The following is a 26,479-nucleotide window of genomic DNA, read 5'->3' on the forward strand; positions in this document are numbered from 1 at the left end:
CAGGTCAGCCGAGCAGTTCGACCTCGAGGCGGCCGAAGTGGAAGTCGCGGACGACCTCCAGGAGTTCGTCCTCGGACAGCCGTCCGTCGCCGTCCTTGTCGACCTTCTGGAACGCCAGCCCGGCATCGGACAGCGGCACGCCGACACCGGACAGCCACGCCTGGAACTCGCGGGCGTCGATCTGGCCGTCGTGGTCCTCGTCGCACAGCCGGACGAGCGCCTTCACGATGGGCGACAGGGCGCGGTTGAAGCTGGCCTCGCCCTCATTGAAGAGCATGTCCCCGGTGGCGTCGAGGAACTGCTGGCGGTTGATGGCGCCGCCCGCCTCGACACCGGCCTTCTCGGCGAGGTACTCGTACAGACCCGTGAAGGCGCCCTGGAGTTCCCGTACCTCCGGCGCGTCGGCGTCCTTGCCCAGGTTCTGGGCGATACGCCGGGCCTCGCTCTGGAAGTCGGCGGCGTCGAGGACCCCGTTGCCGTCGGTGTCCCACTTCTCGAAACGCTTCACCAGACGCTCGTTGGCGGCAGCGGTGCTCATAAGTTTCTCCTTGATGGTGATGGTGTTACGGCGGTGCTGAACTGCGGCGCCCGGGCAGGGCCGCATCCACGCACGGCGGTGCCGGTGCGCGGGCTCTGGGGGCCGGTGCGGGACCGGCCGGAGGGGTGTGCCGGACGGGGCCGGCGGGGGTGCGAGGTCAGAGAAGGGTCACTCTGCTGCCCACGGCCTTGCCGCGGGTGTCCAGCAGGGCGCAGCGGGCCTGGCCCAGCGTCTCTCTCGCGTAACAGGCGTGGTCCTGGAGCAGGATGGCCACATGGGCCCGGTCCAGGGCGTCCCGCAGGTTCTCGGTGCGGGGCAGTGGTGTGCCGCCGACGGTGAACTCGGGGACGTAGGGGTCGTGGTACGACACCTCGACTCCGGCGGCGAGCAGGCCCGCGGCCACCTGGCGTGCCGGTGTCTCGCGGATGTCCGCCACATCGGGTTTGTAGGTGACGCCGAGCAGCAGGGCTCTCGCCCCCTCGGGACGTCCCGCGGTCTTGGTGAGGATGGTCAGCGCGCGGTCCACGACATGGTCCGGCATGCGGCTCAGTACGTCCTGGGCGGCGGCGAGGGTGCGGAAGGCGAAGCCCTGGGACTCCGCGCGGGCGGCGAGATAGCGGGGGTCGACGGGGATGCAGTGGCCGCCGACGCCGGGTCCGGGGCTGAACGGCGCGAAGCCGAACGGTTTGGACGCCGCGCAGTGCAGGACGTCCCAGATGTCGATGCCCGTCTCATGGCAGAACAGGGCGACCTCGTCGACCAGGGCGATGTTGACGTAGCGGTAGGTGTTCTCCAGGAGCTTGGCCATCTCCGCCTCGCGGGTGCCCCGGGCGACGACGAGCTGGTCCACGAACCGGGAGTAGAACGCCACGGCGTGTTTCGCGCACAGCGCGGTGCGGCCGCTCACGATCTTCGGGGTGTTGCGGACGTCCCAGGTCGGGTTGCCGGGGTCGATGCGCTGCGGGGAGTACGCGAGGTGGAAGTCCTCACCGGCCCGCAGTCCGCTGCCGCGCTCCAGCAGGGGTCGTACGACGTCCTCGGTGGTGCCCGGGTAGCTGGTGGACTCCAGGACGACGAGCATGCCGGGGTGCAGGTGGGCGGCGACGACCGCGGCCGCGTCCTCGACCGCGGAGAGGTCGGGCAGGCCCTTGTCCGTGAGTCCGGTGGGTACGCAGATCACGACGGTCTGCGCGCCGTCCAGGACCGCGGGGTCGTCCGTGGCGTGGAAGCCCGCGCGGAGCATGGCCGCGACGTCGGCGTCGTCGACCCCGCCGACGTGCGAGCGGCCGTCGGCGAGGCCGTGCACCACCGGGCGGGACACGTCGTATCCCGCGGTCGCCAGGCCGGCCGAGACCGCGGCTCGGGAGAGCGGCAGCCCGACGTGCCCCAGCCCCATGACGACGAGTTCGGCGGCCATGTGCGCAGGTTCTCCAAGGTGTGGAAGCGGGTGTGGCGAGGGCGGACGGCCGTGACTCAGGTGGAGACGCGGGCGCTGCGTTGAGTTGATTATTTTCTTCCGGAACACCGGATAAGCGCAGAAGCTGTCGCAAGCACCTGAATCGGCGATGCGGTCAAACGGAGTTGACGTCAGATTCGGCCACACACCTCCTCACGTGCTCCGACTCCCTTGATTTCCATGGGCATCGGGGCGCACGGAAACGACGACGACCGCCGCCCGCGAGGGGCGGCGGTCGTCGTCGTGGCGGTTCCGCTCGGGTCAGGGCCGGGGAATTCAGTGCTGGACCGGCGGGCAGTAGCCGGTGTCCTCGCCGATGGAGTTGATCTCGGCGTTGGAGCGGGGGTCACCGGCGTAGTCGATCTGGTTGGTGCAGCTGACGCCGGGCTTCTTCGGCGTGCCGGAGGGCTTGCCGCCCTTCTCCGGGGCGGGGCAGTGACCCGTCCGCTCACCGATGCTGTTGATCTCCGCGTTCGACCGCGGGTCACCGGCGTAGTCGATCTGGTTGGTGCAGCTCACCCCGGACTTCTTGGCAGTGGCCGCCGACGTGGTGCGGGCGGAGCCCTGGCCGGAGGCGGAGGTGGGGGTGGAGGACGCGGTGGAGGCCGAGACGGAGGTGGAGGCCGAGGAGGAGGCGGAGGAGCTGGGGCGCGTGGTGCTCGTGGCGGTGGACGACGCGGCCGAGGAGGGCGAGGCGCTGTCGGAGCCGCTGCCGCCGCAGGCCGTGAGCGACAGGCCGAGCGCAACACCGGCGACAGCGAGCATCGAGATCTTCTGGACGCGCATCAGTTCCCCCTGGGGACGGGTCCCGCTCCCGGTGAGCGGGCCTTGCGCCTATCGAGACAGAGGCCCGGCCGGCCCGGTTGCCCGGCACCCGGCCCTGAGACATTCCTGTGACACTCGTGGCCATTACACATATCAACGGGCCGGAACCGGGACGGAACAGAGGCACCGTCAGCTCCTCGTCAGCGCTCCGTCAGCGCGGTCCGGCAGTCTCTTCCCTGTGAACGGCGAGGGGCACCGCCCCGGAGCCGGGAACGAGGAGAGGTGCCCGGAGCGGCTTATCGGGGACCACTGAGCGTGTCTCAAGGTCGGACCCCCCAGGGGGTCCACGCAGGTTCAAATCCTGCCCTCTCCGCCGCCTCCGCTTCCAAGGAGCCCCCATGGCACATGGCCGACGCTTCCCCGGGGCGGCCCTCGTGGCCGTCCTGCTGTGCGCGGGCACCGGCATCGCCGCTCCCCCGGCCCTGGCCTCCCCCGCGCCCTCTCCGGCCCACCCCGCCGCGGCCGCGGCGGGAACGTCGTACTACGTGGACCCGGACGGCAGCGACACCGCGGACGGCCGCACCCCGGCGACGGCGTGGCGGAGCCTGGCCAAGGTCGACGCGCAGACCCTGCTGCCCGGGGACACCGTGCGGTTCAGGGCGGGCGGCCGCTGGTCCGGGCGGCTCAGCCCGAAGGGCTCGGGCACCGCCGCCGACCCCGTAGTGCTGACCTCCTACGGCAGCGGCGCGAAACCGCTGATCGAGGGCGGCGGAACGGTGGACGCCGCGATCAGCGTCAGCGACGAGCACGACATCGTCGTGACCGGCTTCGAGGTCACCAACTCCGGCTCCGGTACGACCCCCCGGATCGGTATCGGGGTCAGCGCCACCGACATGGGTACCGTCACCGGCGTCGTCGTACGCGACAACCTGGTGCACGCGATCCAGGGCGCGTCGTCGGGCGGTCAGGCGTCCAATCCCTCCGCCGGTGGGATCATCGTCAGCGCCCGGGGCACGCGGACGCCCACGTACTACGAGAACCTGGCCATCGAGGACAACGAGGTCTACGACACCCGGTCCTACGGCATCGTCACCTGGTCGCAGTGGATGCGGCGGGAGGGCTGGAACTCCCTGTGGCCCGACCTCATGGGCATCCCGGCCGGTGACTTCCGGCCGTGGACGCCGAGCACCGGGGTGGTCGTGCGGGGCAACTCCGTGCACGACGTCTCGGCGGGCGGCATCACGGTCATGCAGGCGAGCGGCGCGCTGATCGAGCACAACCGGGTGGCGCGGGCCGCGCAGAACCACGGCAATGTCGGCATCTGGTGGGCCGGGGCGGACGACACGGTGGTGCGGTTCAACGAGGTGTCGGGCACGAAGTACTGGGGGCTGTCGAGCGACGGCACCGCCTTCGACGCCGACGCCTCCGTGCATCGCAGCCTGGTGCAGTACAACTTCAGCCACGACAACGAGGGCGGCTTCTTCATCGCGGTGTCGACCGGGAGCGCCCCGGCCGAGGCGACGGTGCGCTACAACGTCAGCCAGGGCGACGCCAATCAGGTGTTCGCGCTCTCGACCAATGCCAGGAACATCGATGTCTACAACAACACGGTCTGGGTGCCGTTGACCCCGTTCATCGCGAACAACCCCGACCGGGCGTCGTTCAGCCTGGTCAAGGTGTGGAGCGGTACGGTCCAGGGGGTCAGGTTCCGCAACAACGTCATCTACGACGGGGCCCGGCTGCCGTACGACGGCTCGGGTGCCGTCGCCTACGACCGCAATCTCTACCAGGACGGCCCGGTCCCCTCGGCGGACAAGGCGCCGCTCACCGGCGACGCGCGGCTGACCGCGCCGGGCACCGCCACCTCGCTCGACGACCTCTCCGGATATCTGCCGACGGCCGACTCCCCTGTGCTGGGGCGGGGGCTGGACATCGCCCACGACGGCGGCCGGGACGCGGTCGGTACGGCGCTCCCGGCCGGCATGCCCGACCTCGGCGGGCTCCAGCGCACCGCGGGCACCGGCCGCGACGAGGCCGCCCCGACGGCCGCCACGAGCTTCGGCGACGGCCAGTCGACGTCGCCCGCCGCGCTCACCGACGGCTCGGACCAGGCGACTTGGGCCAGCCCCGGCACGGGTGTCGCCTACCCGGGAACCATCACCTTGACCTTCCCGAGTCCGCGCGCGGTCTCGGAGGTCGTCCTGGCCACGCACTACGGCCAGGGCCAGGGCATCACCAGGCTCGACGTCCAGACCTGGGACGGCACGGCGTGGACGACCCGGTCGGCCGACGCCACGATCGACTGGGCGAGCGACGACGCGCGTGTCGAACTCGCCGCGCTGCCCCTGCCGGCCGCGGTCTCCACCACCGGCGTCCGCCTCGTGGTGAAGGCCGCGAACCACACCTGGGGCAATCTGTCCGTCAACGAGATCTCGACCCGCTGACCGCGGCCACCAGCAGGTCCTCGCCGCTCGACGGGCGCAGCCCATCGGCGCGGCCCGCGAAGTAGCGGTCGCCGAGCGAGGTCCCCGGGACGTGCCGGGCGTCCGCGAGACCCGCTTCGCGGGCCAGGGCCAGCATCTCCTCGGGCGGGTAGAAGCTGATGAACGGCGTCCCGGACGACCGTGCGCCCCTCTCGCTCGCGTGAAAACCGGGGCGGTCCGCGGCGTCGAGGAGGTCGGAGGGCAGCAGGAAGCTCATGGCGAGCGTGGAACCGGGGGCGAGCGCGGCGGCCCGGCGCAGCGTGGCCGCGGTGGCGTCCTTGGTGAGGTACATGCTGACGCCGGTGGAGACGACGACCGCCGGGCGGTGGCTGTCGAACCCGGCGTCGGTCAGCCGCTCCCACCAGGACGCGCCTGCCTCGAAGTCGACCGGTACGAGGTGCAGCCGGTCGGGGACGCCGTAGCCGAGTTCGGCCAGACGGCGGCGTTTCCATGCCTGCGGGCCGGGCCGGTCGACCTCGAAGATCTCCAGCCGGGAGGCGAGTCCGGGCCGGCGCTGGGCGAAGGTGTCCAGGCCGGCGCCCAGGATGACGTACTGGGTGACACCCAGGGCGGCCTGCTCGGTGACCAGGTCCTCGACGAAGCGGGCCCGGGAGACCATGGCCGCCCGGAACGCCCTGGTGGTGTCCGGGTCCATGTCCGGCCGCTCGCGCCAGCCGTCGCCGGGGGCGGCGAGCCGCAGGCCGATCTCGTCCTCCAGTACGTGCGGCGGCGGGTCGACCCGGAGGTGCATCGCCCGCCAGAGGGCGGTACGCACCGCGGTGCTGTCCGGTGCGCCGGTCCGATCGTCCGTCATGTAAAGCCCTTCCTACTCGTACCGGTACTTCAGCGCGTCCGCCTCGGCCTGTTCGATGTCGGCGATCGTCAGTTCCGGCATCCGCAGCTGGGCCAGTGTCACCTCGGCGGAGGTCGGCTGGGCGCCCGCCGCCAGCCACTGCTCCGGCTTCCAGGCGCCGCTGCGCAGCAGTGACTTGGGGCAGTGCGGGTAGACCTCCTCGATGCCCACGACCAGCGCGCTGGCCGGCGGCTTTCCCACGGCGGTGAGCTGCGACAGCAGGTCGGGGCGGGTGGAGACGCAGGCCCGGCCGTTGACCCGGAGCGTCGTGGTGCGCCCCGGGATGACGAACAGCAGCCCGGCGCGGCCGGTTTCGATGACGTTCTGCAGGGTGTCCAGGCGCTTGTTGCCGGTCGCGTCCGGTATCGCCACCGTCCGGTCGTCCAGGACGGAGACGAACCCGGCGGGCCCGCCGCGCGGGGAGACGTCGCAGTTGCCCTCGGCGTCCGCGCTGGCGACCAGGACCAGCGCCGAGCAGCCGATCAACCGGCGGGTCTCCTCGGTGAGTTCGGTCATCTGCTTGCGCACGGCCGCGGCGCTCGGCAGTTCGTAGACCCGGCGCAGCGTCTCCTGGTCGGACACGGCGTCGAGGCGGAGCGAGTCGAATGCGGTGCTGGCAGAGGTCGGCATCATGATCCCGACCCTAACGGCCCGGCTCCCGAACCGGCCTTCGCCGGTGCGTCGGGGAGATCACGCGCGGCTGGCTCAAACTCATCGGGGGGCGTCCGGGATTTAAGACTCGGCGGGTTCACTCTGGTCCGCACACGTAGTGATCACCAAGGAGTGCTATGACCACCGCGTCGACCCCTGACGCCGAGCTCGTACGTCAACTCGATTCCCTCGCCAAGTACTTCCGCCCCCTGGAGGTGCCGGAACCCGCGGAGCTGCCACGGGTGCAGGAGCTGTGCGACGTCTCCGACCCCTTTCGCGCCGACGCGGCCGCCGACGAGCTGTTCGTCGCGGCCATGCGGGAGATCAACGCCTGGCACGCCGTGCGCAACCCGCTGTACGGGGCGCTGTGGAAGGAGGCGGGGGCACCGGATCCGGACAGGGTGGAGCAGGTCGCCGAACTACCCTATATTCACGTGAACTTGTTCAAGAGGCACGCTCTGAGCTCGATCGAGGACGATGCCGTGGCGCTGCGGCTGACGTCGTCCGGGACGGGTGGTGAGAAGACGGAGATCGGGTTCGACGCGTGGTCCATCGGGGCCGCGCAGCGGATGGACGCCTGGACGATGAAGGCGCTGGGGCTGATCGACGTCGAGCGTCCCGCCAACTACCTCGTCCTCGGGTACGAGCCGGATCCGCGGCTCACCATGGGCGCCGCGCACGGGCTGAACGAGCTGTGCGACTTCGCGCCCGTCGCCGCCGTCCGGCACGCGCTGCGCAACACCGGCGTCGGCCATGAGTTCGACCCCATGGGCTGTGTCGACGCGCTGCTGGAGTTCGCGGCGCGCGAGGAGCCGGTGCGGATCGTCGGGTTCCCCGCGCTGCTGCACTCCGTGCTGGAGCGGATGGGGACGATGGGGGTGCCGCCGCTGCGCCTTCCCGCGGGTTCCGTGGTGCTGACCGGCGGTGGCTGGAAGAGCCACGCCGACCGGGCCATCGGGCGCGCGGAGTTCCGGGAGGGGATCGAGGGGCGGCTCGGCATCCCGGGCGAGCGGATCCGGGACTGCTACGGCTCGGTCGAGCACTGCCTGCCGTACATCGAGTGCGCGGCGCACCACTTCCATGTGCCGGTGTGGGCGCGGTGCGTCGTGCGGGACGTGCGCACCCTGGAGCCGGTGGGGTACGGCGAGTTGGGCTATCTCCAGTTCGTGTCGCCGTTCATCACGGCGCTGCCCGCCCACAGCATCCTGATGGCCGATCTCGGCACCCTGCGTCCGCCGGCTGACTGCGGGATCGCCACGCCGTGGTTCGAGGTCCATGGGCGCGCGGGTGTGCGCCGTAACCGTACGTGCGCCGTCGCCGCGGCGGAGCTTCTGGGGGTTCGATGACGACCGTCGCGCAGACCATGACCACGCCCTACTACTGGCAGGGGGAATGGGTCGACGAGGAGGAGGCCGGGCGTCGGCTCGGCCGGCTCGGCTCCGTCCTGCCCGCCCTGTCCGGTCCGCTGGACGTCGAACACGTCCTGGGCGCCTGCGAGAAGTTCGCCGCGACGCTCACCGACCGGGACGGCCCAGTGTACGAGCGGCTGTTCGCCGATCTGACCGATCCGGCCACGACGGCGCTTCCCGCCGCCGACGCGCGGGCGGCCCTCGCGGGGCTCGCCGCGGCCCTCGACCGGGGGCTGCTGGCCGCCCAGTTGACGGCGGAGCTCGGCGGCACGGCTCCGCACCGGCCCGCACCGGCGGCGTTCGCGGGCGGTGCGGCGGAACTGTGGCAGCCGATCGGCACATTGGTGCACATCGCTCCGCGCAACGTGGCCGTCGCGGGCGTCCTCAGCGTCGTCGAGGGCCTGCTCGCGGGCAATGTCAACGTTGTCAAGACCAGTGGCGGGGAGAGCCTGTTCACCCAGCACGCGCTGGCGGCGCTCGCCGACGCCGATCCGTCGGGTCAGGTGCGCGCCCGGCTCGTGGTGCTGCGGTTCTCCTCCCGTGACACGGAGTGGCTGCGCCGACTGTGCCGCCCGGCCGACGCGGTGGCGGTCTGGGGGACGGAGGAGGCGGTCGAGGGGGTCGCGCGGTTCCTGCCGTCCGGGTGCCGGCTGGTCGAGTGGGGGCCGAAGATATCCCTCGCCTATCTCGACCGCACGGGTCGGCGCCGGGACGGGCGGGCGCTGCGGGCACTGGCCCGGGACATCCTGCGCAACGGCCAGCGCACCTGCACGAGCCCCCAGGTCGTCTATGTCGACACGGACGACACGGAGGTGCTGTTCACCGAGGCCCGCGCGCTCGCCGACGCGCTGGCCGCCGAGGCGGACGCGTTCCCCGAGCTGCCGAGGGAGACGGCCGAGCAGGCGGAGGTCACGAACGTCGTCACGGTCGCCCGTCTCGAGGAACACCTGGGCCTCACCCGGACGTTCAGCGACCCGGACGGCCGCTGGCACGTCCTCGCGGACAGGCGCCCCGGACTCACCGCCTCTCCCTTGTTCGGCACCGTCTGGGTCAAACCCCTCCCGCGCGAGGACATCGTGCGCGTCCTGCATCCGATGCGCCGCTACCTCCAGACCGTGGGCCTGCACACCGCGGCCGACCACACCGTCCCCGTCGCCACCGAGTTCTTCCGCGCGGGCGCCCTGCGGGTCGCCGGACTGGGCTCCATGCTGGACGGCTACCCGGGCGAGCCGCACGACGGCCAGCTGGCGCTGCAGCGGTACAGCCGCAGGGTCAGCATCGCGGTGGCGGGGGCCTCGGGGATCGCCGGGGGCAACGGGCGCTGACATGGGGAATCAACGATCGAACGACTAGCCGGAAACGATCGTTGTCCGTGCGTTTCCGTCCGTAGCACGATCATGCGTCGGGGTGGCGGCCACGGGGGCCGTCGCCCCTGCCGCCGCTCCCTCTCCCGACGTGACCGAGTTCCCCCGTGGCGGCGGTACCGTCCAGCGGTATGGAATCCTCCGGTATGGAATCCTCCGCTCACCCGCACCCGGCACCACCCCGGGCCCGTGATCTCGGCATCGTCGTCGGGGAGTTCGCCCCCGGGCCGCTCGACGCGATCACCGATGTGCCGGGCGTCCGGGTCGGGCACGCCACCGTCCGCCGCCCGCCCGATGTGCACAGCGGGGTGACCGCCGTCGTGCCGGACACCGTCGGCCCCCGCACGCCGCTGCCCGCCGGGGTGTTCACCGGCAACGGCTACGGCAAGCTCATCGGCACGACCCAGCTCACCGAACTCGGATCGCTGGAGACCCCGGTCCTGCTGACCTCGACCCTGTCCGCGTTCCGGGTCGCGGACGCCCTCGTCGGCTGGCTGCTGGAGCGGCCCGACTGCTCCGGCGTACAGAGCCTCAACCCGGTCGTGGGCGAGTGCAACGACGGCTGGCTGTCCGACATCCGCGCCCGCCCGGTGCGCGAGGAGCATGTGCGGGCCGCGCTGGACTCGGCCTCCGGCGGCCCGGTGGCCGAGGGCTGTGTCGGCGCGGGCACCGGCACCGGCGCCCTGGGCTTCAAGGCGGGCATCGGCACGTCCTCGCGCACGACCGACCTGGGCGGCCGGCCGTACATCGTCGGGGCCCTGGTGCAGGCGAACTTCGGTGGCACGCTGCGGGTGCTGGGCCGGACGGTCACCCCGCGCTCCCTCGGACTGGGCGGCGCGCCGGGACCGGCGGCGGAGACCGGTTCCTGCATGATCGTGGTCGCCACAGACGCCCCGCTCGACGCCCGCCGCCTCACCCGCGTGGCGCGCCGCGCCGTGTTCGCGCTGGCCCGCGTCGGCGCCGCCTACAGCCATGGCAGCGGCGACTACGCGCTCGCCTTCAGCACCCGCCCGGACTCCGGCGCCCTGGTGCCGGACGCCGGGCTGAGCCCGCTGTTCGAGGCCGTCCTGGACGCCGTCGAGGAGGCCGTCCTCAACTCCCTGCTCGCCGCGACGACCACCACGGGCCACGCGGGCCACACCCTGCGGGCCCTTCCGGCGGACCGGCTCCTTGCAGCCCTCTCGGGGCGTCGACCGTCCTGAGGAGCCGGCCCCTCGGATGCGGCGGGTCCGGCGTCGGCGGCCAGGACCGGTCGGCCGTACTCCCGCGCCCAGCCGGGGGCGCCGCCCCTCATTCCTTGCCGAAGAGCCTGCGTTCGAACAGCACGGTCAGCTTCGGTGACAGGCGCGGGAAGAGCCGGACGAGGAGATCGGCGACCTGGGCGTCCCGGCCCACCATGATGCGCGGCCGGCCGGCCTCCACCCCGTCGACGATGATCGTGGCGGCCTGCCGGGCGGGCATCTTCAGGAGCTTCTCGTTGTAGGTGCGGGCGCGGGCCAGCTGCCGGGCGGGGATCTCGATGCCCTGCCCGCGGGCCGCGTCGAGGGCCGCGGTGGCGATGTTGGTCCTGACCCCGCCGGGGTGGACGACGCTGACCCGTACGGGAAGGCGCCCCGCGAGCATCTCCGTGCGCAGCGCCTCGGTGAACCCGCGCACCCCGAACTTGGCGGCGCAGTAGGCGCTGAGCGTGGGCTGCGCCATGATCCCGTTGAGGCTGGAGACGTTGACGACGTGTCCGTACCCCGAGGCGATCAGATGGGGCAGGAACGCCTTGGTGCCGTGGACGACCCCGAGGAGATCGATCGCGATCGTACGGTCGTAGACGCTCCAGTCGGTCTCCAGGACGGTGCCGCCGCCTCCGCCGACACCGGCGTTGTTGTACACCTGGTGGACGACCCCGAAGTGCTCGGCGACGGACCTGGCATAGCTCTCGACGGCCGCGCGGTCGCTGACGTCGAGCCGCGCGGTGTGCGCCTCGGCGCCGAGGGACCCGACCTGGGCGGCGGTCCCGGCGAGCCCGGCCTCGTCGATGTCGCTGAGGGCGAGCCGGGCGCCCCGGCGGGCGAGTTCGGCCGCGAGATGCCGGCCGATGCCGGAGCCCGCGCCGGTGACGACGGCGACCTTGCCGGTGACGGTGCTCATGCGGCTTCCTCTGTCCGGGTGCGGGTGACGGGGGCGCCTTGGCCGCGGGCGAGGCGGGTGGCCGGTCCGACGAGGCGATCGAGGGCCCGGGGGCGGGAGGGTGGCCCGTGCCGGTGGTCTCCGCGTGCCGGGCGCCGGGGACGTCGGTGGCGCGGCCGCCGCTCGGGTGCGCCAGGGGGTTCCGGGTGCCGTGCGCGACCGCGGTGGGTGCGGTGATCCGGCGCAGTCCGGCGGCGCGGTCGCCGGATGCCCGGACGGCGCCGAGCCGGCGGGCGACGCCCTCGGCGTCCCGGCCGCGTTCCCCCACCGCGCGGTCCCGGACCCGCTCCCGCGCCGAGCCGCTGCCGGTGAAGGCGTCCGCCGTCGGCCGCGGCCGGCTGGTGGGGAAGTGGTCCTCGGTGTCGCTCATCGGGCCGCCGCGCGGTGCTCGGTGGCGGCGACCCGGGCGAAGCGCAGTTCGGGATCGGTGACGTCCTCGGAGCGCAGCAGCCGGACGTCGTCGGTGTAGCCGGTGGAGGTCAGCCAGGGCATCCGGTCGCCCTGCCGGGGCAGTTGGTCGACGGCGCGCCGGATGTAACCGGCCTCGAAGTCGAGGAACGGCCGGGTCGGCATGGCGGGGTCGGCCGGTTCGGGGCGGCAGCTGTCGTAGCCGTGCGTGCTCATGTGGGCCAGCAGGCGGCAGAAGTGCTCGCACAGCAGGCCGACCTTCAGGGTCCAGGAGGAGTTGGTGTAGCCGATGGCGTAGGCGAGGTTGGGGACGCCGGAGAGCATCATGCCCTTGTAGGCGATGGTGTCGGGCAGTTGTACGGCGGCTCCGTCGACGGTCAGCGGGATGCCGCCCAGCGCCCGCACGTTCAGTCCGGTGGCGGTGACGATGATGTCGGCCTCGATCTCCCGGCCCGACCGCAGCAGGACGCCCTGCTCGGTGAAGGTGCTGATCCGGTCGGTCACGATCGAGGCGCTGCCGTTCCTGATGGCCTTGAAGAGGTCGCCGTCCGGGGTCGCGCACAGCCGCTGGTCCCAGGGGTCGTACGGCGGGCTGAAGTGCTCGTCGACAGGGTAGCCCGCGGGCAGTTGCCGGGTGTTGACCCAGCGGATGATCCGGCGCGCCGCCTTCGGGTGCCGCTTGCAGAAGGACCAGACGGCGCGCTGCCGGGCGATGTTCTTGCGCCGGGCGAGCGCGTATCCCCGACGGTCGCCGAGGAGCCCGCGCAGCGCGTTGGCGATCAGGTCCTTGCGGGGCACCGGCATGATGTACGAGGGGGTGCGCTGGACCATCGTCACCCGGGCGGCGGTGCGGGCCAGCGACGGCACGAGGGTGACCGCCGTGGCGCCGCTGCCGATGACCACGACGCGCTTGCCCGCGTGATCGAGGTCCTCGGGCCACTGCTGGGGGTGCACGATCGCCCCGCGGAAACGTTCCCGCCCCTCGAAGTGCGGGGTGAACCCGGCGTCGTAACGGTAGTAGCCCATCGCGCAGAAGAACCAGCCGCAGGTCAGCGTCGTCCGCTCGCCGGTGTCCGTGCGCTCGATCTCGACCGTCCAGCGCGCCCGTTCGCTCGACCAGGAGGCGCCGAGCACCTTGTGGTGGTAGCGGATGCGGGACTCCAGGCGGTTCTCGCGCACGGTCTCCCGCAGATAGGCGAGGATCTGCGGCGCGTCGGCTATCGACTCCGCGTCCCGCCACGGCTTGAACTCGTAGCCGAAGGTGTGCAGATCGGAGTCCGACCGGATGCCGGGGTAGCGGAACAGGTCCCAGGTGCCGCCGAGGTCGGCGCGCGCCTCCAGGATCGCGAAGCTCTTGTCCGGCAGCCCGGTCCTCAGATGGTGGCCGGCGCCGATGCCGGATATCCCGGCGCCGACGATCAGGACGTCCAGGTGTTCGACGGCGGGCGCGTCGGTTTCGCAGGACATGGGCGGCTCCCTCACAGCGGCGGTGGATCGCTCCATGGTCGGAAGGAACACGGCCCACGCCTAGAGGCAGTTCGCACCAGGATTCGCCCTCCACTTGTGCATGGTGCACTGCTACGTTGCCTGCCATGTCGTGGAGTCCGCCGTCGCCCCGGATCCGGAAGCTGATCCGGCAGGGCGCCGAGATCGCCCTCACCCCCCGGCCCGAGTGGCTGGCCGAGCTGGACGCGGCGACCCTGGCCGGTGAGCCGCGCAAGCCGATCGCCGACGATCCGGTGCTCTCGGCCGGCATCCGGCGGGCCAACCGGGCCAATCTGCTGCACTGGGCCGCCGCCAACATCAACGCGCCGGGCGCGCCCGTGCCCGCCCATGAGAGCGAGGCGACCCGCGCCATCGCCCGGGACATCGTGCGCCGCGGGCTGGCCGAGCCCGCGCTCGACTCCTATCGCGCGGGCGAAAGCGTGGCCGTGCGCGTGTGGACGCGCATCGCCTGCTCGCTCACCGGCGACCACGAGGAACTCGCCGAGCTGCTCGATGTGTCCCTGCGCTCCATCTCCGACTTCGTCGACCGGACCGTCGCGGCCGTGTCCGCGCGCATGAACACCGAGCTGACCGAGCTGACCAGCGGCACCCACGCCGAGCGCCGGGAGACCGTCGCGCTGCTCCTGGACGGCGCGCCCATGACCCGTCAGCGCGCCGAGGGCCGCCTCGGCTATCCGCTGGACGCCACCCATACCGCCGCCGTCGTCTGGACCGACGTCCCCGAGGCGGAGCTGCGCCAACTCGACCGCGCCGCCGACCTTCTGGCCGCCGCGGCGGGTCCCGCGCACCTGCTCAGCGTCATGGCGAGCGACGCCACCCGCTGGGTGTGGCTCACCGGGCGGCCGGACACCGACCGGGTGCGGGCCGGGCTCGACCGGCTGCCCGCGGTGCGGGTCGCGCTCGGGTCACCGGCGCTGGGCGTCAACGGCTTCCGCCGCAGCCACCTGGACGCCCTCACCACCCAGCGGATGCTCGCCCGGCTCGCCTCCGCCCAGCGCCTCGCCTCGCACGACGAGGTCGAACTCGTCGCCCTGCTCTCCCAGGACCTGGAGCGCGCCGACCGCTTCGTCCAGCGCACCCTCGGGGATCTGGAGCACGCCCCGGACGACCTCACCGACGCGGTCCGCGCCTTCCTGGCCGAGCAGTGCAACGCCTCGCGGGCCGCCACCCGGCTGTTCACCCACCGCAACACCCTGCTGCGCCGCCTCAGCCGCGCCGACCGGCTGCTCCCCCGCCCCCTCGCCGAGCATCCGCTCGACGTCGCGGCGGCGCTGGAGATCCGGCACTGGCGCGGCTCCACCGGCCGGCGCGCGTGACTCCATGATCACATCGAGTATCTTTCTGGCGTGTCCATGCCTTCGGCGCCGCGGTCGGCGCCCCTCGACCCCTGGGGCGCACCGCCCCTGCCCCCGCCGCGGAAGAGACCGGCCGCCCTCGTGGCGGCGGCCATCGGCGGGGCCCTGCTGCTGATCGTGGCGATCCTGGCGGCGGTCGCGCTGTCCGGGAAGGTCTTCGACCGGAGTTTCCCACGGGCCACGTCCACGCTGACGGTTCCCCGCACGCTGCTCGACGGCCGGTACGAGCTGCGCCGGAACGACTCCGCGACCGCCGGCCGGACCATGGCGCGGAGCTGGCGGCTCAGCCTGGACGCCGAAGCCGCACGCGGCGTCGTCGCGTCGTACCGACTGAAGGGCGCCGACTACGACGATGTGGTGGTGACCGGCCTGTACGGCCGGTTCAGGAACACCGCCTCGCTGCGCGCCCGTCTGCTCGCCGAGCGCGGCTCCACGACCAGCACCGTGAAAGTGGTCGCCCCGCCCAGGGACCTCACCCCGGCCGCCTCCCCCGCCGGGGTCAGCTGTGAGTACCTGAGCCGCAGTTGGGCCGACGGACAGGCGCTCACCTACCCCGCCTGCGCCTGGGCCGACGGCAACACCGTGGCCCGTGTCGCCTACATGACCACGTCGTACGTCGACCTGGAGGACGCCGCCCGGCAGACCCTCCGGGTCCGCGCCGAAATGCTGCGGCCGATCCGCTGACCCACCCGCAGGACCGCCCGACCACGCCCGCAGGCCAAGGCCCAGGCAGCCATCGCCTTGCCTGACGTCTCATCACATTGCTTGTACGGCAAGGAAGTTCATCTGTTCAGCCTGTGAAAACCTTGTGCGGAGTGTCATGCCCCCGTCATTATTACGAGGGAATCATCTACCCGCATAGACCCTCTGCGGGCCCCGTTCCGGCACCACCTCCCGACCACGTGTCACCGACCACTCCCCACCCGGAGGATCGATCCTCGTGAGACCTCGCCCCACCCGAAGACGCGGCACCCTCACCGCCGCCGCGGCCACGAAGCTGCCGGACATCACCGGATCGCCTGGCCGCTTGACCACCGGGTCGGCCTCACCGGTGAGCAGCGACTCGTCGATCTCCAGCCCGTCGGCCTCCGCGCACACCCCGTCCACGACTTCCCCTACACGACGCTCTTCCGATCTCCCGGCCCCCGCCCCGGCGGCGGCCCGCGCCGCGCACGCCCACTCGGCCACCGCGTCCGCCGTCACCTCCGCCCAGGACCGGGCAGCCCGCGCCATCGCGCGTTCGCTCGGCGACGCCTCCTGGAACACACGGCTGCGCACGGCCGCCCTGAACGCGCACGAGGTGCCCGTCACCCAGCGCGCCGACGGCACGCTGAAGTCCCAACTCACCGCCGCCGACCGGCAGATCGCCCAGGCCAAGGGCCTGGACGCGAAGACCGGCCCGCTGCTCCAGCTGCGCCTCGGGGACACGTCGATGCGCGCCGCGCTGGCGGCCGGCACCGCCCCCTGGGTGGCCGCGGCCGTCTCGGACGACGACGCCACCACCGTGACCGCCTACGACAACCGGGGCCGCGCCCACCGGCTGGACGCCCGTACCACCCCCGCGCACCCGGTGTACGTCGTCGACGTCGACAGCTCCAAGGCGCTGGCGGCCGGAATGGACGTCCTGCGCGCGGAACTGGTCAAGGACGGTGTGCGGTCGGCGGCGCCCGTCGCGGTGGACACCGCGCGCACCGCGGCCACGCCGAAGGCCGCGGCCACCGCGGGCTACTGGACCACGAAGATCACGGCGGTCGAGCTGTCCGACGACGAGGAGCCCTGGATCAAGGGCGCCGCCGAGATCTACACCCTGGTCAGCGGCTTCGGCCAGGACGGCAAGGTCCGTGTCGACCCCGTGGACATGCCGTACCTCGACTACGACGGCACCGTCTACAAGCCCAACCAGATCCTGGTCAACTGGTCGAACTACAAGTACAACCTGGCCGACGCCGTGATGATGGAGGAGGACGGCAGCACCAACTACCGGGACCTCGCCAAGGCGATCGCGACGGCGCTGCTCACCATCACCGACCAGGGCACCTACATCCCGCTGGTGAACGCGATCCTGGACGCCATCCCGGACGACTGGTGGACCGACGACCCCGACTACGTGGACTCCTGGTACACGCTGGCCCAGAGCAACCAGGGCACGTATTACGGGGCCCGGGGCAACGGCTGGATGACCGTCGAGCCGTACTTCGTCGAGCAGTTCTGACGGGCGGGCGTCGAACGGGGGCCGAAGGGGGCCTGCGGGGAGGGGAGTTCCCGGCAGGCCCTGCCGACGCGACCGGGGTCCGTCACTTCGCGGCGGCCGATCCCCCACGGATGGCTGGTTTTCCGCACGGGGAGCGGTATTTCACCAAAAACCGCGCTGGCCGTACCGTCCGCTCGGCAGGATGGGGGCATGGACCTTGGGAATGTCAGTCCGGACGGGGTTCGGCCGGTGGTCGTGCGCGTTCCGGTGGAGCCGGTCGAGGCCGCCATGGAGGCCGACGCCCTCGACGCCGTGCTCAGCGCGGGCGAAGTCGCCGTGCGCGGGCCCCTGTTCGGAGTGGTCGCCCAGCGCGCCGAGGACGGGCAGCGCTGGCGGGCGGTGACCTCGATCACCGCTCCCTTCCCGCAGATCTCACGCGACAGCCTGTACTCCCGGCTGTGGTTCCGCGCCAAGGACGAGGCCAAGGACAGGGCGGAGCGCCGTGCCCTGCTCGCGGCGGTCGCCCGGCTGGAGACCGAGCCCGTCGACGAACTCACCGTGCTGGACACGCGCTACCGGATCGTGCGCGCCGAGGAGTGGGCCGGCTCCGGCGCGGGCGGTATCGAACTGCCGCGCCCGACCGATCCGGAGCCCCTCTCCCCCGACTGGAGCCACGGCAGCCGGGAGCCCGAGGTCGACGCCGGTCTGGTCCTGGACCCGGACGCGCCCCTCACCCCGGCAGGGGCCACCGAGCGGCTGGCGCTGCGCGACTTCGTGTACGTCGGCTCCCGCTTCCCCGACGCCGTGCTGCGCGAGTCCCGCCGGGCCCGGAAGACCCACCCGGACGTCGTCCTGCTGCCGACCACGTTCACGGTCGCGGAACGCGACGGCAAGGGCTGGGAACCCGCGAGCCGTCCGCACACCACCGCGCTCGGCGCCCGTAAATCGCTGGACTTCTACCTGACCTGGCTCGAACCGCGCACCCGCGGCCTGATCCCCGTGGAGGCCGACCGGCTCGTCGACGCCCGCACCGTGACGGCCGCCGACCCCGGCGCCGACCCGGTGCTGTTCGCCTACGCCGAGGCCTCCGAGCGGCTGCGCTCCGGCCGGGTCAACCAGTTGGAGGTCCTCGACATCACGTACCGGATCATCCGCACCCGCCGCATGCTGCGCTGGGGGCCCGACGGCCCCGAGGGCCCGCGCCCGTCCGACACCAGCGACCACGGCCCCGAGCGCATCCACCCGCGGCTCGACGAGGACGGTGTCGTGCATCGCGACGACGAGGAGGGGGGCGAGGGCTGACGGGCGGGGGCTGGGTGCCGGGAGGGCCGGGATCCGGGATCCGGGATCCGAGCGAGGTTCACCGCCCGCCCCCTCGGGCCGTCCCCCCGCGGCGCGGAAGAGGCCGCGCCCGCCCCTCCCCCCTGCGGATAGTCTGCGTCACCATGAGGCGCCCTTGGACCCTGCCGATTCTGCTGGTGCTCTGCGGAGCCGTCGCGGCGACCGGGCCGTTCCGGGTGGGCGACCCCGGCGTCGGCGTGGCCGTCGTGGCGGTGTTCGTCCTCCTCGCCGCTCTGAACTCCCCCTTGGTCTACCCGCGTTCGATCAGCGCGTCGGAAGCCGCACGGCGCAGTGAGACCGACGGCCGGCCCATCGTCTACTGGCGTCCCGGCTGCACCTACTGCCTCCGTCTGCGGCTGCGCCTGGGCCGTGGCGCCCGCCGGCTCCACTGGGTCGACATCTGGCGCGACCCCGACGGCGCGGCGGCGGTACGGGCGGCCAACGGCGGCGACGAGACCGTGCCGACCGTGGTCGTGTCGGGCCGCCCGTACGTCAACCCCGACCCCGCGTGGGTCCGTGACCAGCTCTTCCCCTCGGCCTGAGCGGAACACGCCGACGGTGGCCCACTGGCCTCCCGGGTGCCCCGTCCCGCCTCACTCCTCCTGCCCCCTGAGGACGAGGACCGGGCAGTGGGCGTGCTGGACGCAGTGCTGGGCGACCGAGCCGAGGAGCAGTCCCTTGAAGCCGCCGAGGCCCCGGCTGCCGACCACGAGCAGCGCGGCGTCGCGGGAGGCTTCGAGGAGGACACTGGCGGGGGTGCCGTAGCGCGCCACCGTGCTGACCTGCACCGTGGGGTGTGCCGCGACGGCCTCCTCCACCGCGGAGGTCACCTCGCTCTGGGCCCGTCCCTCCAGGGCGGCCTCGTCGGAGCTGGAGGGCGGCATCCAGCCGAGGGCGCCGTGGAACTGCGGGACGTCCCAGGCGATCACCGCCTCCACCCAGCCGCCGGTGAGTTCCGCCTGGCGCACCGCCCAGTTGAGGGCCTGCTTGGAGCCCTCCGAGCCGTCCACCCCGACCACGATGCGTTCTCTCTCGCCCTGTCGCTCGGCCATCCTCTTCCCTCGTTCTCTTCCCTCGTCGTCGTACGGACTCGTACGAAGTGCCCTCAGCCGAAGGCAACGCTGCTGGCGGCGGGCACGGGCAGCGATCCGGCGGGGCTGGGGACGCCGGTCGCGGTGTCGAGGTCGAGCCAGGTCACCTCGCCCGAGCGCTCGTTGGCCACGTACAGGTGCCGGCCCGCCGGATCGAGCACCAGGTCGCGCGGCCAGCGGCCACCGCACGGCACGGCCGTCACCAGTGCCGCCCGTTCGCCCGAGGCGTCGAGGGCGAGGACGGCCACGGTGTCGGTGCCGCGCACCGCCGCCCACAGATACCGGCCGTCCGCCGCCACCACCGGGGCCGAGGGCTGCACCGGGACATCCGTGCCGTCCGGGAAGAGCGGGGTCTCACCGACCGTGCGCAGCTCCCCGGCGGCGGCGTCCCAGCGGCACACGGTCACCGTCGGCCGGAGTTCCCCGAGGACGTAGGCGTGGTCGCCCGCGGGGTGGAAGGCGAGATGCCGGGGTCCGGTGCCCGGCGGCAGCGCGGTCGCGCCGTGCGGGCGCAGTGCGCCCGTGCGCTCGTCCAGTGCGCAGATCCGCACGGAGTCGGTGCCGAGGTCCACGCCGAGCACCCAGCGGCCCGACGGATCGGGGACGATCTGATGGGCGTGCGGGGACCGCTGGCGTTCCGGGTGCGGTCCCGAGCCCTCGTGGTGCAGCACCGCGCTCGGCGGCAGCGGCACGCCCTCGGCGGTCAGCGGCAGCGCGCTGACACTGCCCGAGCCGTAGTTGGCGGTCAGCAGATACCCCTGGGCCAGGGCGAGATGGGTCGGTTCGTCGCCGCCGACCCGCACCGGCTCGCCGAGCGGGCGGGGCATCGCCCCGGTGGCGTCGTAGGCGGCCACCGCGCCCGCGACCGTCTCGGAGACCGCGTAGAGGACCGGGCCCGCCTCCCCGTGGCCGACGGCGAGGTACGACGGGTCGGCGACGGACTTCACGGCGCCCGCCCAGGTCAGCGCCCCGGTGCGCGGATCGATGTCGGCCACGACGATCCCCGGCCCACCCGCCGACGTGAACGAACCGATGAAGGCGCGCCCTGCGGCACTGCCGGACATGAACCCTCCGCCCTCCGCCCCGCGCACAGCACGACGGAGTCACCACGATGCGGCCGCCGCGCCGGAGCACGGCGGATCCGGCGCCCGACGTGGCCCCGTTTTCACCGGAACGCATCAACACCGCCGCCGGTCGCCGCGCGCTCCCCAGAGCCTCGTGAGACGGTGATCGCGGTGTGCGGGGCCCGCCACCGGCCGCCGCCGGAAGCGGTGCGGGATCCATACGGTGAGGCGAGGTCGGGCGTCCGACAGGAGGGCGGAAGCCGGTGAAGGCATTCGTGATGAAGGAGATCGGGAGCGTCGGCTTCATGGACAAGCCCGTTCCCGAACCGGGGCCCACCGACGCCGTGGTGCGCACGACCAAGGCGCTGATCTGCACCTCCGACTCGCACACCGTGCAGGGCGGCATCGGCCCCCGGACGAATCTGACCCTCGGTCACGAGGGCGTCGGCGTGGTGCACGCGGTGGGCGGTGAGGTCAGGGACTTCCGGCCCGGCGACCGGGTGCTGGCCGGGGCCATCACCCCCGACTGGGGCGACCTCGCCGCGCAGAACGGCTACCCCTCGCAGTCCGGCGGAGCGCTCGGCGGCTTCAAGTTCGCCAATCTCAAGGACGGCGTGTTCGCCGAGTACTTCCATGTCAGCGGCGCGGACGCCAACCTGGCGCGGATTCCCGACGACATCCCCGACGACGTGGCGGTCTACTGCGCCGACATGCTGTCCACCGGCTTCATGGGCGCCGAGCACGGCGACATCCCGATCGGCGGCACCGTGGCGGTGCTGGCGCAGGGCCCGGTCGGACTGATGGCCACGGCCGGGGCGCGGCTGCGGGGCGCGGGCCTCGTCATCGGCGTGGAGTCGGTGCCCAGCCGGCAGGAACTCGCCCGGTTCTACGGCGCGGACGTGATCGTGGACTTCGCCAAGGAGGACGTCGTCGAGCGGATCCACGAACTGACCGACGGGCAGGGCGTGGACACCGCCATCGAGGCACTCGGCGCGGACGTCACCTTCCAGACCGCGGTCAAGGTGACCAAGCCGGGCGGCACGATCTCCGTCATCGGCTATTTCGGCCAGGGCGAGTTCGTGCACATCCCGCGCGTCGAATGGGGCGTCGGCATGGCCGACAAGACGATCGCGACCGGCCTGTGCCCCGGCGGGCGGCTCCGCATGGAGCGGCTGCTGCGGGTGCTGCGGAACAAGCGCGTCGACCCGACCCGGCTGACCACCCACCGCTTCCCCTTCAGCGAGATGGAGCGGGCCTTCGAGGTGTCGGACAAGAAGCTGGAGGACACCGTGAAGGTGCTGGTCTCCTTCGACGAGTGAGGCGGCCCGGTCCGGCAGCACGGTTCGGAGCACCGTCCGGAGCACGGTTCGGCTCACAGCAGGTCCGAGAAGGTCCGAGGAGCGAGGCCGCATGTACGATCCCGATCCGCCCTTCCGGCCCGTCCGCCGACGGGACGGCCACCTCCCGCTGGAGGACCTCGGCCTGATCGGCGACGGCACCACGGCGGCGCTGGTCGGCCTGGACGGCTCCATCCCCTGGATGTGCCTGCCCCGCTTCGACTCGGACGCCGTCTTCTGCCAACTCCTCGACCACGCGCGCGGCGGCCACTTCACCGTGGCGCCCGAGGATCTGGTGGAGGCCAGGCAGCACTATCAGCCCGACACCGGGGTGCTGGTCACCGAACTGCGCTCGCGCACCGGCCTGGTGCGGCTCACCGACGCGCTCGCCCTCAGATCCGGCGCCGACCTCACCGACGACATGCCGGCCGGGCGGGCGGAACTCGTGCGCTCGGCCGTCGTCCTGGACGGGCACGTACGGCTGCGGGCCGAACTGGAGCCGCGCGGCGGCGGGCAGGCGCAGGCGCTGTTCAGCGGTCTTGAGGTACGGCCCCACCGGCAGCCGGGCCTGCGCCTGCATCTGCGCGCCAACCGCCCCCTGACCGCTCTGCGCAGCACCCACGACCTCCGGCAGGGCGACCGCCTCGACCTGGTGCTGTCCTGGGGGCGCTTCCACCGGCACCACCGCTTCGACACCGACGCCATGCTCAAGGGCACCGCCGACGCCTGGCACCGCTGGATGCGGCACTGCGACTACGCCGGTCCGCAGGCGGCCCTGGTCCGACGGGCCGCGCTCACCCTGAAGATGTGCGACGACTGGGGCAGCGGTTCGCTGGTGGCCGCGCCCACCTCCTCGCTGCCCGCGCCGATCGGCGGCATCCGCAACTGGGACTACCGCTACACCTGGATCCGGGACGCGGCGTACGCCGTGTTCGCGCTGCGCCGCATCGGCTTCGACGGCGAGGCCGACTCCTTCCTCGGCTGGGTCCTCGACGCCTTCGAGCACAGCCGGCAGCCGCGCATCATGTACACCCTCCAGGGCGCCACGGTGCCGGACGAGGTGGAGGACGGCGAGCTGGCGGGCTATCGCGGTTCCGCCCCGGTGCGCTGGGGCAACGGGGCGACCGACCAGCGCCAGCACGACGTCTACGGCGAGATCCTCGACTGCGCCGACCAGTGGCTGCTCTCGGGCGGGGAGATCCAGCCGGCGCTGTGGGCGGGCCTGGCCGGACTCGCCGACGCGGCGGAGCGGGCCTGGCGCCAGCCCGACCAGGGGATCTGGGAAGTGCGCAGCGAGGGACGGGCGTTCACCTACTCAGCCGGGATGTGCCAGGTGGCCCTGGACCGCGCCGTGCGCATCGGGGAGCGGCACGGCCTGCCCGGCCGGATCGACCAGTGGCGGGCGGCGGCCGAGAAGGTGCGCCGCACCATCCTGGAGGAGTCCTGGGACGAGACGTCGGGCAGCCTCAGCGCCCATCTGTCCGGCGGCGGTGTCCTCGACGCGAGCCTGCTGGCGCTGCCGACGCGTGAGGTCGTACCGGCCGGTCATCCGCGGATGGTGGCCACGGCGGAGGCCGTCGCACAGCGGCTCTCGGCCGGGGGCGGGCTGCTGTACCGCTATCTGCACGACGAGGCCCCGGACGGACTGGCGGGTGACGAGGGCGCGTTCGTGCTGTGCAGCTTCTGGCTGGTCGACAACCTGGTCGGGCAGGGCCGCCTGGAGGAGGCCGGGGAGCTGTACGCGTCCCTGTGCGCGCGGGCCAGCACGGTCGGGCTGCTGTCGGAGCAGATCCACCCCACCACAGGAGAGTTCATGGGCAACTTCCCCCAGGCGTTCAGCCATATCGGCATCATCGCGAGCGGCGTGAACCTCCAGCGGGCGACGGCGGCGAGCCGCGGATGATCGAGCGTCTGGTCGTCCTGGGTGCGACGGGGGATCTCAGCGGGCGCTTCCTCATGCCGGCGCTCGCCGCCCTGCACGCCGCGGGGCACCTCGGCGAGGGGTTCCGGCTGACCGGGGCGAGCCGCGAGGAACTGACCACACAGGGGTTCCGGGAGTGGATCGGCGACTGGCTCGACCGGCAGGGCGACGGCCTTCCGGCCGGGGCCCGGCGGGCGGTCGTGGAGTCGGCGCACTACCAGCGGGCCGATGTCACCGACCAGGAGGACGTCCGGGCGCTCGTCGGCGGTGCCGAGCCCGTGGCGCTGTATCTGGCGCTGCCGCCCTCGCTCTTCCCCCGGGTGGTCTCCGCGCTGCGCTCGGCGGGACTGCCGGCCGGGAGCAGGATCGTACTGGAGAAGCCGTTCGGCGAAGACCTGGACAGCGCACGCGAGTTGAACGCGCGGCTGGCCGAACTGGTGCCGGAGCAGGCGGTGTTCCGGGTGGATCACTTCCTGGCCATGACCACGGTGCAGAACGTGCTGGGCAGCAGGCTCGCCAACCGGGTGCTGGAACCCCTGTGGAACAGCACCCATATCGCCGAGGTGGAGATCGTCTGGGACGAGAGCCTCGCGCTGGAGGGCCGGGCCGGTTACTACGACCGGGTCGGCGCCCTGAAGGACATGGTGCAGAACCATCTGCTCCAGGTGCTCTGCCTGGTCGCCATGGAGCCGCCGGTCACCCTCGGCGAACGGGACCTGCGGGACCGCAAGGTCGATGTGCTGCGCTCCGTGCGGCTGCTGACCGAGTACGACGTGGTGCACCGCACCCGGCGCGCCCGCTACGCCGCGGGCCGGATCGGGGACCGCGACGTGCCCTCGTACGCCGACGAGGAGGGCGTGGACCCCGGGCGCGGCACCGAGACCTTCGCCGAGGTGGAGCTGGAGCTGGACAACTGGCGCTGGGCGGGCACGACGTTCCGGCTGCGCAGCGGCAAGGGGCTGCGGGGGGACCGCAAGGAGGTGGCGGTGCGGTTCCGGCAGGTGCCGCATCTGCCGTTCGGGCACACCGGGGAGGTGGAGCCCAATGTGCTGCGCTTCGGTCTGGAACCGGAGGGCCTGACCCTGGATCTGATGGGCACCGGCGCGCGGGCCGGGCATCTCGCCGAGCTGGAGCTGACGGCCGAGCTGGAGCCCGCCGAACTGCCCGCCTACGGACGGCTGTTGCTGGACGTGCTGCGGGGCGATCCGGCCCTGTCGATCCGCGGTGACGAGGCGGAGGAGGCGTGGCGGGTGCTCACCCCGGTGCTCACGGCGTGGGAGCGGGACCTCGTCCCGCTGGAGGAGTACCCGGCGGGCTCGGACGGACCGGCGCCCCGGCACGCGTACGGGCCCGGCCCGGTGACCAGGGAGGCCCTGCTGCACGAGGAGACGGTCCTGGGTACGGCGGCGGACGACGGGCGGTCGTGAGGAGCATGGGCGGCCCGATGGACCATGACCCCGGGCGGCGGCCGCCGTGCGTCGTCGTGATCGGGGTGTCCGGGGTCGGCAAGACCACCGTGGCCCGGCTGCTCGCGCGGCGGCTGGGTGTTCCGTTCGCGGAGGCGGACGACTTCCACTCCCCCGAGAGCGTCGCCAAGATGTCGGCGGGCGTGCCGCTGACGGACGCCGACCGGGGGGCCTGGCTGGAGGCGATCGGCCGCTGGCTGCGCGAGCGCGAGCGCGCGGCGACCGGCGGTGTGGTGCCCTGCTCGGCGCTGCGCCGCCGCTACCGGGACGTCCTGCGGGCGGCCTGTCCGGACGCCTTCTTCGTGCATCTGACGGCCCGGCACGAGGAGGTGGGGCGGCGGATGAGCGAGCGTTCCGGCCACTTCATGCCGCGTGCGCTGCTGGAGTCGCAGGAGGCGACGCTGGAACCGCTGGAGGCCGGTGAGCGGGGCGGCGCCGTGGACGCGGGTCCGGCTCCCGCGGTCGTCGTCGAGGCGATCCTCGGCCTGCTGGCCGAGACGCAGGACGACACCAACGGGCTTTAGCCGACGCCAGGTTGAGGGTGCGGGACCCGGACGACGGCGGTCGCCCGGATACCGGCCGGCACGGTGTCAGCAGCCGCCGCAGCTGTAGTACAGGGCGTCCCAGTGGGTGCCCTCGTCCGCGTAGACGTTGCCGGAGGCCGCGGTCCACATCGGGTAACCGTCGCCGCGCAGGCCGGAGTAGGTGAAGTTGTTCTTGATGTAGTTGGTGACGCAGGTGTTCTTGCCGTAGTCGAGCTTGTAGCCGTTCCAGTGGGAGTACGTGCCGGAGGCGTGTCCGGTCTCGGTGCCGCCGGTGATGTTCAGGGCGCAGCCGCTGGCGTGCTTGAGGGTCACGGCGCCCTGGGCGGTGGTCAGGTTGAGCTGGTCGAACGACGTACAGGTCGAGTTGTTGCGGTCGGAGCAGCCGCCGGAGGAGGACCAGGTGATGCCCGCGTCGCGGAACATCTGGGTCGCGGTGGCGTTGCTGATCTTGGTGACCGCGAAGGCGTCCGTCGCGGTGCCGAGCACGGCGACACCGGGAGCGACGACCAGCGCGAGCGCGGTCAGGGTCGAGCGGACCTTCATGGGGGAGCCTC

The 26,479-nt window shown here is 72.7% G+C and carries 23 protein-coding genes and 2 pseudogenes; 14 read left to right on the forward strand and 11 right to left on the reverse strand.

Annotated features, from left to right (window positions below; genetic code table 11):
* Positions 1-4: 4 nt before the first annotated feature.
* The 3 genes from ACLF5H_RS32170 to ACLF5H_RS32180 all read right to left on the reverse strand — a co-directional run bounded on the left by ACLF5H_RS32170 (position 5) and on the right by ACLF5H_RS32180 (position 2,780).
* Positions 5-538, reverse strand: coding sequence for an EF-hand domain-containing protein (locus tag ACLF5H_RS32170; RefSeq protein WP_421679541.1), 534 nt, complete (start codon positions 536-538; stop codon positions 5-7).
* 157 nt (positions 539-695) lie between these two features.
* On the reverse strand, positions 696-1,955 hold the full coding sequence (locus ACLF5H_RS32175; RefSeq protein WP_421679542.1) for a nucleotide sugar dehydrogenase: 1,260 nt from the start codon (positions 1,953-1,955) through the stop codon (positions 696-698).
* Positions 1,956-2,270: 315 nt separating this feature from the next.
* Positions 2,271-2,780, reverse strand: coding sequence for a hypothetical protein (locus ACLF5H_RS32180; protein ID WP_421679543.1), 510 nt, complete (start codon positions 2,778-2,780; stop codon positions 2,271-2,273).
* 255 nt (positions 2,781-3,035) lie between these two features.
* On the opposite strand from ACLF5H_RS32180, the pseudogene ACLF5H_RS32185 reads away from it, so the two are divergent.
* Positions 3,036-3,132: pseudogene (locus ACLF5H_RS32185) on the forward strand.
* Between the two features lie 25 nt (positions 3,133-3,157).
* Entirely contained in the window at positions 3,158-5,203 is a 2,046-nt protein-coding gene (locus tag ACLF5H_RS32190; RefSeq protein ID WP_421679544.1) for a right-handed parallel beta-helix repeat-containing protein, read from the forward strand.
* On the opposite strand, the gene ACLF5H_RS32195 is transcribed toward ACLF5H_RS32190, so the two are convergent.
* Complete coding sequence (locus ACLF5H_RS32195) at positions 5,181-6,056, reverse strand: class I SAM-dependent methyltransferase (RefSeq protein ID WP_421679545.1); 876 nt, start codon at positions 6,054-6,056, stop codon at positions 5,181-5,183. The genes ACLF5H_RS32190 and ACLF5H_RS32195 overlap by 23 nt on opposite strands.
* Positions 6,057-6,068: 12 nt before the next feature.
* Positions 6,069-6,728, reverse strand: a complete 660-nt coding sequence (locus tag ACLF5H_RS32200; RefSeq protein ID WP_421679546.1) for an MSMEG_1061 family FMN-dependent PPOX-type flavoprotein — start codon at positions 6,726-6,728, stop codon at positions 6,069-6,071.
* Positions 6,729-6,883: 155 nt separating this feature from the next.
* On the opposite strand from ACLF5H_RS32200, the gene ACLF5H_RS32205 reads away from it, so the two are divergent.
* The 3 genes from ACLF5H_RS32205 (at position 6,884) to ACLF5H_RS32215 (ending at position 10,721) form a co-directional block, all read left to right on the forward strand.
* On the forward strand, positions 6,884-8,092 hold the full coding sequence (locus ACLF5H_RS32205; protein ID WP_421679547.1) for an acyl-protein synthase: 1,209 nt from the start codon (positions 6,884-6,886) through the stop codon (positions 8,090-8,092).
* Positions 8,089-9,480 carry an acyl-CoA reductase gene (locus ACLF5H_RS32210; RefSeq protein WP_421679548.1) on the forward strand — a complete coding sequence of 464 codons (1,392 nt, stop codon included), beginning with the start codon at positions 8,089-8,091 and terminating at the stop codon, positions 9,478-9,480. The genes ACLF5H_RS32205 and ACLF5H_RS32210 overlap by 4 nt, the downstream gene beginning before the upstream one ends.
* A 185-nt stretch (positions 9,481-9,665) precedes the next feature.
* Entirely contained in the window at positions 9,666-10,721 is a 1,056-nt protein-coding gene (locus tag ACLF5H_RS32215) for a P1 family peptidase (protein ID WP_421679549.1), read from the forward strand.
* A gap of 88 nt (positions 10,722-10,809) precedes the next feature.
* Here the strand turns inward: ACLF5H_RS32215 and ACLF5H_RS32220 are convergent, their stop codons facing one another.
* Together ACLF5H_RS32220 and ACLF5H_RS32225 are read right to left on the reverse strand one after the other, a co-directional pair.
* Positions 10,810-11,661 (reverse strand): SDR family NAD(P)-dependent oxidoreductase, encoded by an 852-nt coding sequence (locus tag ACLF5H_RS32220; RefSeq protein ID WP_421679550.1) that lies wholly within the window; start codon positions 11,659-11,661, stop codon positions 10,810-10,812.
* A 405-nt stretch (positions 11,662-12,066) separates the two neighbouring features.
* Positions 12,067-13,575 (reverse strand): flavin-containing monooxygenase, encoded by a 1,509-nt coding sequence (locus ACLF5H_RS32225; protein WP_421679551.1) that lies wholly within the window; start codon positions 13,573-13,575, stop codon positions 12,067-12,069.
* 125 nt (positions 13,576-13,700) lie between these two features.
* Here ACLF5H_RS32225 and ACLF5H_RS32230 point away from each other — a divergent pair, with 125 nt between their 5' ends.
* Positions 13,701-14,930 (forward strand): PucR family transcriptional regulator, encoded by a 1,230-nt coding sequence (locus ACLF5H_RS32230; RefSeq protein ID WP_421679552.1) that lies wholly within the window; start codon positions 13,701-13,703, stop codon positions 14,928-14,930.
* Between the two features lie 30 nt (positions 14,931-14,960).
* Complete coding sequence (locus ACLF5H_RS32235; protein WP_421679553.1) at positions 14,961-15,653, forward strand: hypothetical protein; 693 nt, start codon at positions 14,961-14,963, stop codon at positions 15,651-15,653.
* A 264-nt stretch (positions 15,654-15,917) separates the two neighbouring features.
* On the opposite strand, the pseudogene ACLF5H_RS32240 reads toward ACLF5H_RS32235, so the two are convergent.
* Positions 15,918-16,079: pseudogene (locus tag ACLF5H_RS32240) on the reverse strand (hypothetical protein); the annotation flags it as partial.
* Between ACLF5H_RS32240 and ACLF5H_RS32245 the strand changes: the two are divergent.
* From ACLF5H_RS32245 to ACLF5H_RS32255, 3 genes are all read left to right on the forward strand, one after another.
* Positions 16,021-17,181, forward strand: a complete 1,161-nt coding sequence (locus ACLF5H_RS32245; RefSeq protein WP_421679554.1) for a DUF3103 family protein — start codon at positions 16,021-16,023, stop codon at positions 17,179-17,181. The pseudogene ACLF5H_RS32240 and the gene ACLF5H_RS32245 overlap by 59 nt on opposite strands.
* A 189-nt stretch (positions 17,182-17,370) precedes the next feature.
* Positions 17,371-18,462 carry a DUF5954 family protein gene (locus ACLF5H_RS32250; protein ID WP_421679555.1) on the forward strand — a complete coding sequence of 364 codons (1,092 nt, stop codon included), beginning with the start codon at positions 17,371-17,373 and terminating at the stop codon, positions 18,460-18,462.
* 143 nt (positions 18,463-18,605) lie between these two features.
* Positions 18,606-19,043: a glutaredoxin domain-containing protein gene (locus ACLF5H_RS32255; protein ID WP_421679556.1), complete on the forward strand. Its 438-nt coding sequence runs from the start codon at positions 18,606-18,608 to the stop codon at positions 19,041-19,043.
* A 51-nt stretch (positions 19,044-19,094) separates the two neighbouring features.
* On the opposite strand, the gene ACLF5H_RS32260 is transcribed toward ACLF5H_RS32255, so the two are convergent.
* On the reverse strand, positions 19,095-19,553 hold the full coding sequence (locus tag ACLF5H_RS32260) for a universal stress protein (protein ID WP_421679557.1): 459 nt from the start codon (positions 19,551-19,553) through the stop codon (positions 19,095-19,097).
* A 53-nt stretch (positions 19,554-19,606) separates the two neighbouring features.
* Entirely contained in the window at positions 19,607-20,656 is a 1,050-nt protein-coding gene (locus ACLF5H_RS32265; protein WP_421679558.1) for a lactonase family protein, read from the reverse strand.
* A 263-nt stretch (positions 20,657-20,919) separates the two neighbouring features.
* On the opposite strand from ACLF5H_RS32265, the gene ACLF5H_RS32270 reads away from it, so the two are divergent.
* The 4 genes from ACLF5H_RS32270 (at position 20,920) to ACLF5H_RS32285 (ending at position 25,904) form a co-directional block, all read left to right on the forward strand.
* Positions 20,920-21,975 carry an NAD(P)-dependent alcohol dehydrogenase gene (locus ACLF5H_RS32270; protein WP_421679559.1) on the forward strand — a complete coding sequence of 352 codons (1,056 nt, stop codon included), beginning with the start codon at positions 20,920-20,922 and terminating at the stop codon, positions 21,973-21,975.
* A gap of 91 nt (positions 21,976-22,066) precedes the next feature.
* Positions 22,067-23,896, forward strand: coding sequence for a glycoside hydrolase family 15 protein (locus ACLF5H_RS32275; RefSeq protein ID WP_421679560.1), 1,830 nt, complete (start codon positions 22,067-22,069; stop codon positions 23,894-23,896).
* A complete protein-coding gene (locus tag ACLF5H_RS32280; protein WP_421679561.1) occupies positions 23,893-25,341 on the forward strand; it encodes a glucose-6-phosphate dehydrogenase in 1,449 nt (482 codons plus the stop codon). The genes ACLF5H_RS32275 and ACLF5H_RS32280 overlap by 4 nt, the downstream gene beginning before the upstream one ends.
* 17 nt (positions 25,342-25,358) lie before the next feature.
* Positions 25,359-25,904, forward strand: coding sequence for a gluconokinase (locus ACLF5H_RS32285; RefSeq protein WP_421679562.1), 546 nt, complete (start codon positions 25,359-25,361; stop codon positions 25,902-25,904).
* Positions 25,905-25,970: 66 nt separating this feature from the next.
* Here ACLF5H_RS32285 and ACLF5H_RS32290 read toward each other — a convergent pair whose 3' ends face one another.
* Entirely contained in the window at positions 25,971-26,468 is a 498-nt protein-coding gene (locus tag ACLF5H_RS32290; RefSeq protein WP_085568214.1) for a hypothetical protein, read from the reverse strand.
* Positions 26,469-26,479 lie beyond the last annotated feature (11 nt).

The organism is Streptomyces sp. LaBMicrA B280, assembly GCF_049222185.1.
Lineage (GTDB): Bacteria > Actinomycetota > Actinomycetes > Streptomycetales > Streptomycetaceae > Streptomyces > Streptomyces murinus.

What these genes read in the sequence shown, in the direction of transcription:
- ACLF5H_RS32230 (WP_421679552.1), top strand. Translation starts at nt 13,701, where the DNA reads ATGTCGTGGAGTCCGCCGTCGCCCCGGATCCGGAAGCTGATCCGGCAG.
- ACLF5H_RS32200 (WP_421679546.1), bottom strand. Translation starts at nt 6,728, where the DNA reads ATGATGCCGACCTCTGCCAGCACCGCATTCGACTCGCTCCGCCTCGAC.
- ACLF5H_RS32290 (WP_085568214.1), bottom strand. Translation starts at nt 26,468, where the DNA reads ATGAAGGTCCGCTCGACCCTGACCGCGCTCGCGCTGGTCGTCGCTCCC.
- ACLF5H_RS32195 (WP_421679545.1), bottom strand. Translation starts at nt 6,056, where the DNA reads ATGACGGACGATCGGACCGGCGCACCGGACAGCACCGCGGTGCGTACC.
- ACLF5H_RS32180 (WP_421679543.1), bottom strand. Translation starts at nt 2,780, where the DNA reads ATGCGCGTCCAGAAGATCTCGATGCTCGCTGTCGCCGGTGTTGCGCTC.
- ACLF5H_RS32190 (WP_421679544.1), top strand. Translation starts at nt 3,158, where the DNA reads ATGGCACATGGCCGACGCTTCCCCGGGGCGGCCCTCGTGGCCGTCCTG.
- ACLF5H_RS32220 (WP_421679550.1), bottom strand. Translation starts at nt 11,661, where the DNA reads ATGAGCACCGTCACCGGCAAGGTCGCCGTCGTCACCGGCGCGGGCTCC.
- ACLF5H_RS32285 (WP_421679562.1), top strand. Translation starts at nt 25,359, where the DNA reads ATGGACCATGACCCCGGGCGGCGGCCGCCGTGCGTCGTCGTGATCGGG.
- ACLF5H_RS32175 (WP_421679542.1), bottom strand. Translation starts at nt 1,955, where the DNA reads ATGGCCGCCGAACTCGTCGTCATGGGGCTGGGGCACGTCGGGCTGCCG.
- ACLF5H_RS32280 (WP_421679561.1), top strand. Translation starts at nt 23,893, where the DNA reads ATGATCGAGCGTCTGGTCGTCCTGGGTGCGACGGGGGATCTCAGCGGG.
- ACLF5H_RS32215 (WP_421679549.1), top strand. Translation starts at nt 9,666, where the DNA reads ATGGAATCCTCCGCTCACCCGCACCCGGCACCACCCCGGGCCCGTGAT.
- ACLF5H_RS32210 (WP_421679548.1), top strand. Translation starts at nt 8,089, where the DNA reads ATGACGACCGTCGCGCAGACCATGACCACGCCCTACTACTGGCAGGGG.
- ACLF5H_RS32170 (WP_421679541.1), bottom strand. Translation starts at nt 538, where the DNA reads ATGAGCACCGCTGCCGCCAACGAGCGTCTGGTGAAGCGTTTCGAGAAG.
- ACLF5H_RS32225 (WP_421679551.1), bottom strand. Translation starts at nt 13,575, where the DNA reads ATGTCCTGCGAAACCGACGCGCCCGCCGTCGAACACCTGGACGTCCTG.
- ACLF5H_RS32255 (WP_421679556.1), top strand. Translation starts at nt 18,606, where the DNA reads ATGAGGCGCCCTTGGACCCTGCCGATTCTGCTGGTGCTCTGCGGAGCC.
- ACLF5H_RS32265 (WP_421679558.1), bottom strand. Translation starts at nt 20,656, where the DNA reads ATGTCCGGCAGTGCCGCAGGGCGCGCCTTCATCGGTTCGTTCACGTCG.
- ACLF5H_RS32275 (WP_421679560.1), top strand. Translation starts at nt 22,067, where the DNA reads ATGTACGATCCCGATCCGCCCTTCCGGCCCGTCCGCCGACGGGACGGC.
- ACLF5H_RS32250 (WP_421679555.1), top strand. Translation starts at nt 17,371, where the DNA reads ATGGACCTTGGGAATGTCAGTCCGGACGGGGTTCGGCCGGTGGTCGTG.
- ACLF5H_RS32205 (WP_421679547.1), top strand. Translation starts at nt 6,884, where the DNA reads ATGACCACCGCGTCGACCCCTGACGCCGAGCTCGTACGTCAACTCGAT.
- ACLF5H_RS32260 (WP_421679557.1), bottom strand. Translation starts at nt 19,553, where the DNA reads ATGGCCGAGCGACAGGGCGAGAGAGAACGCATCGTGGTCGGGGTGGAC.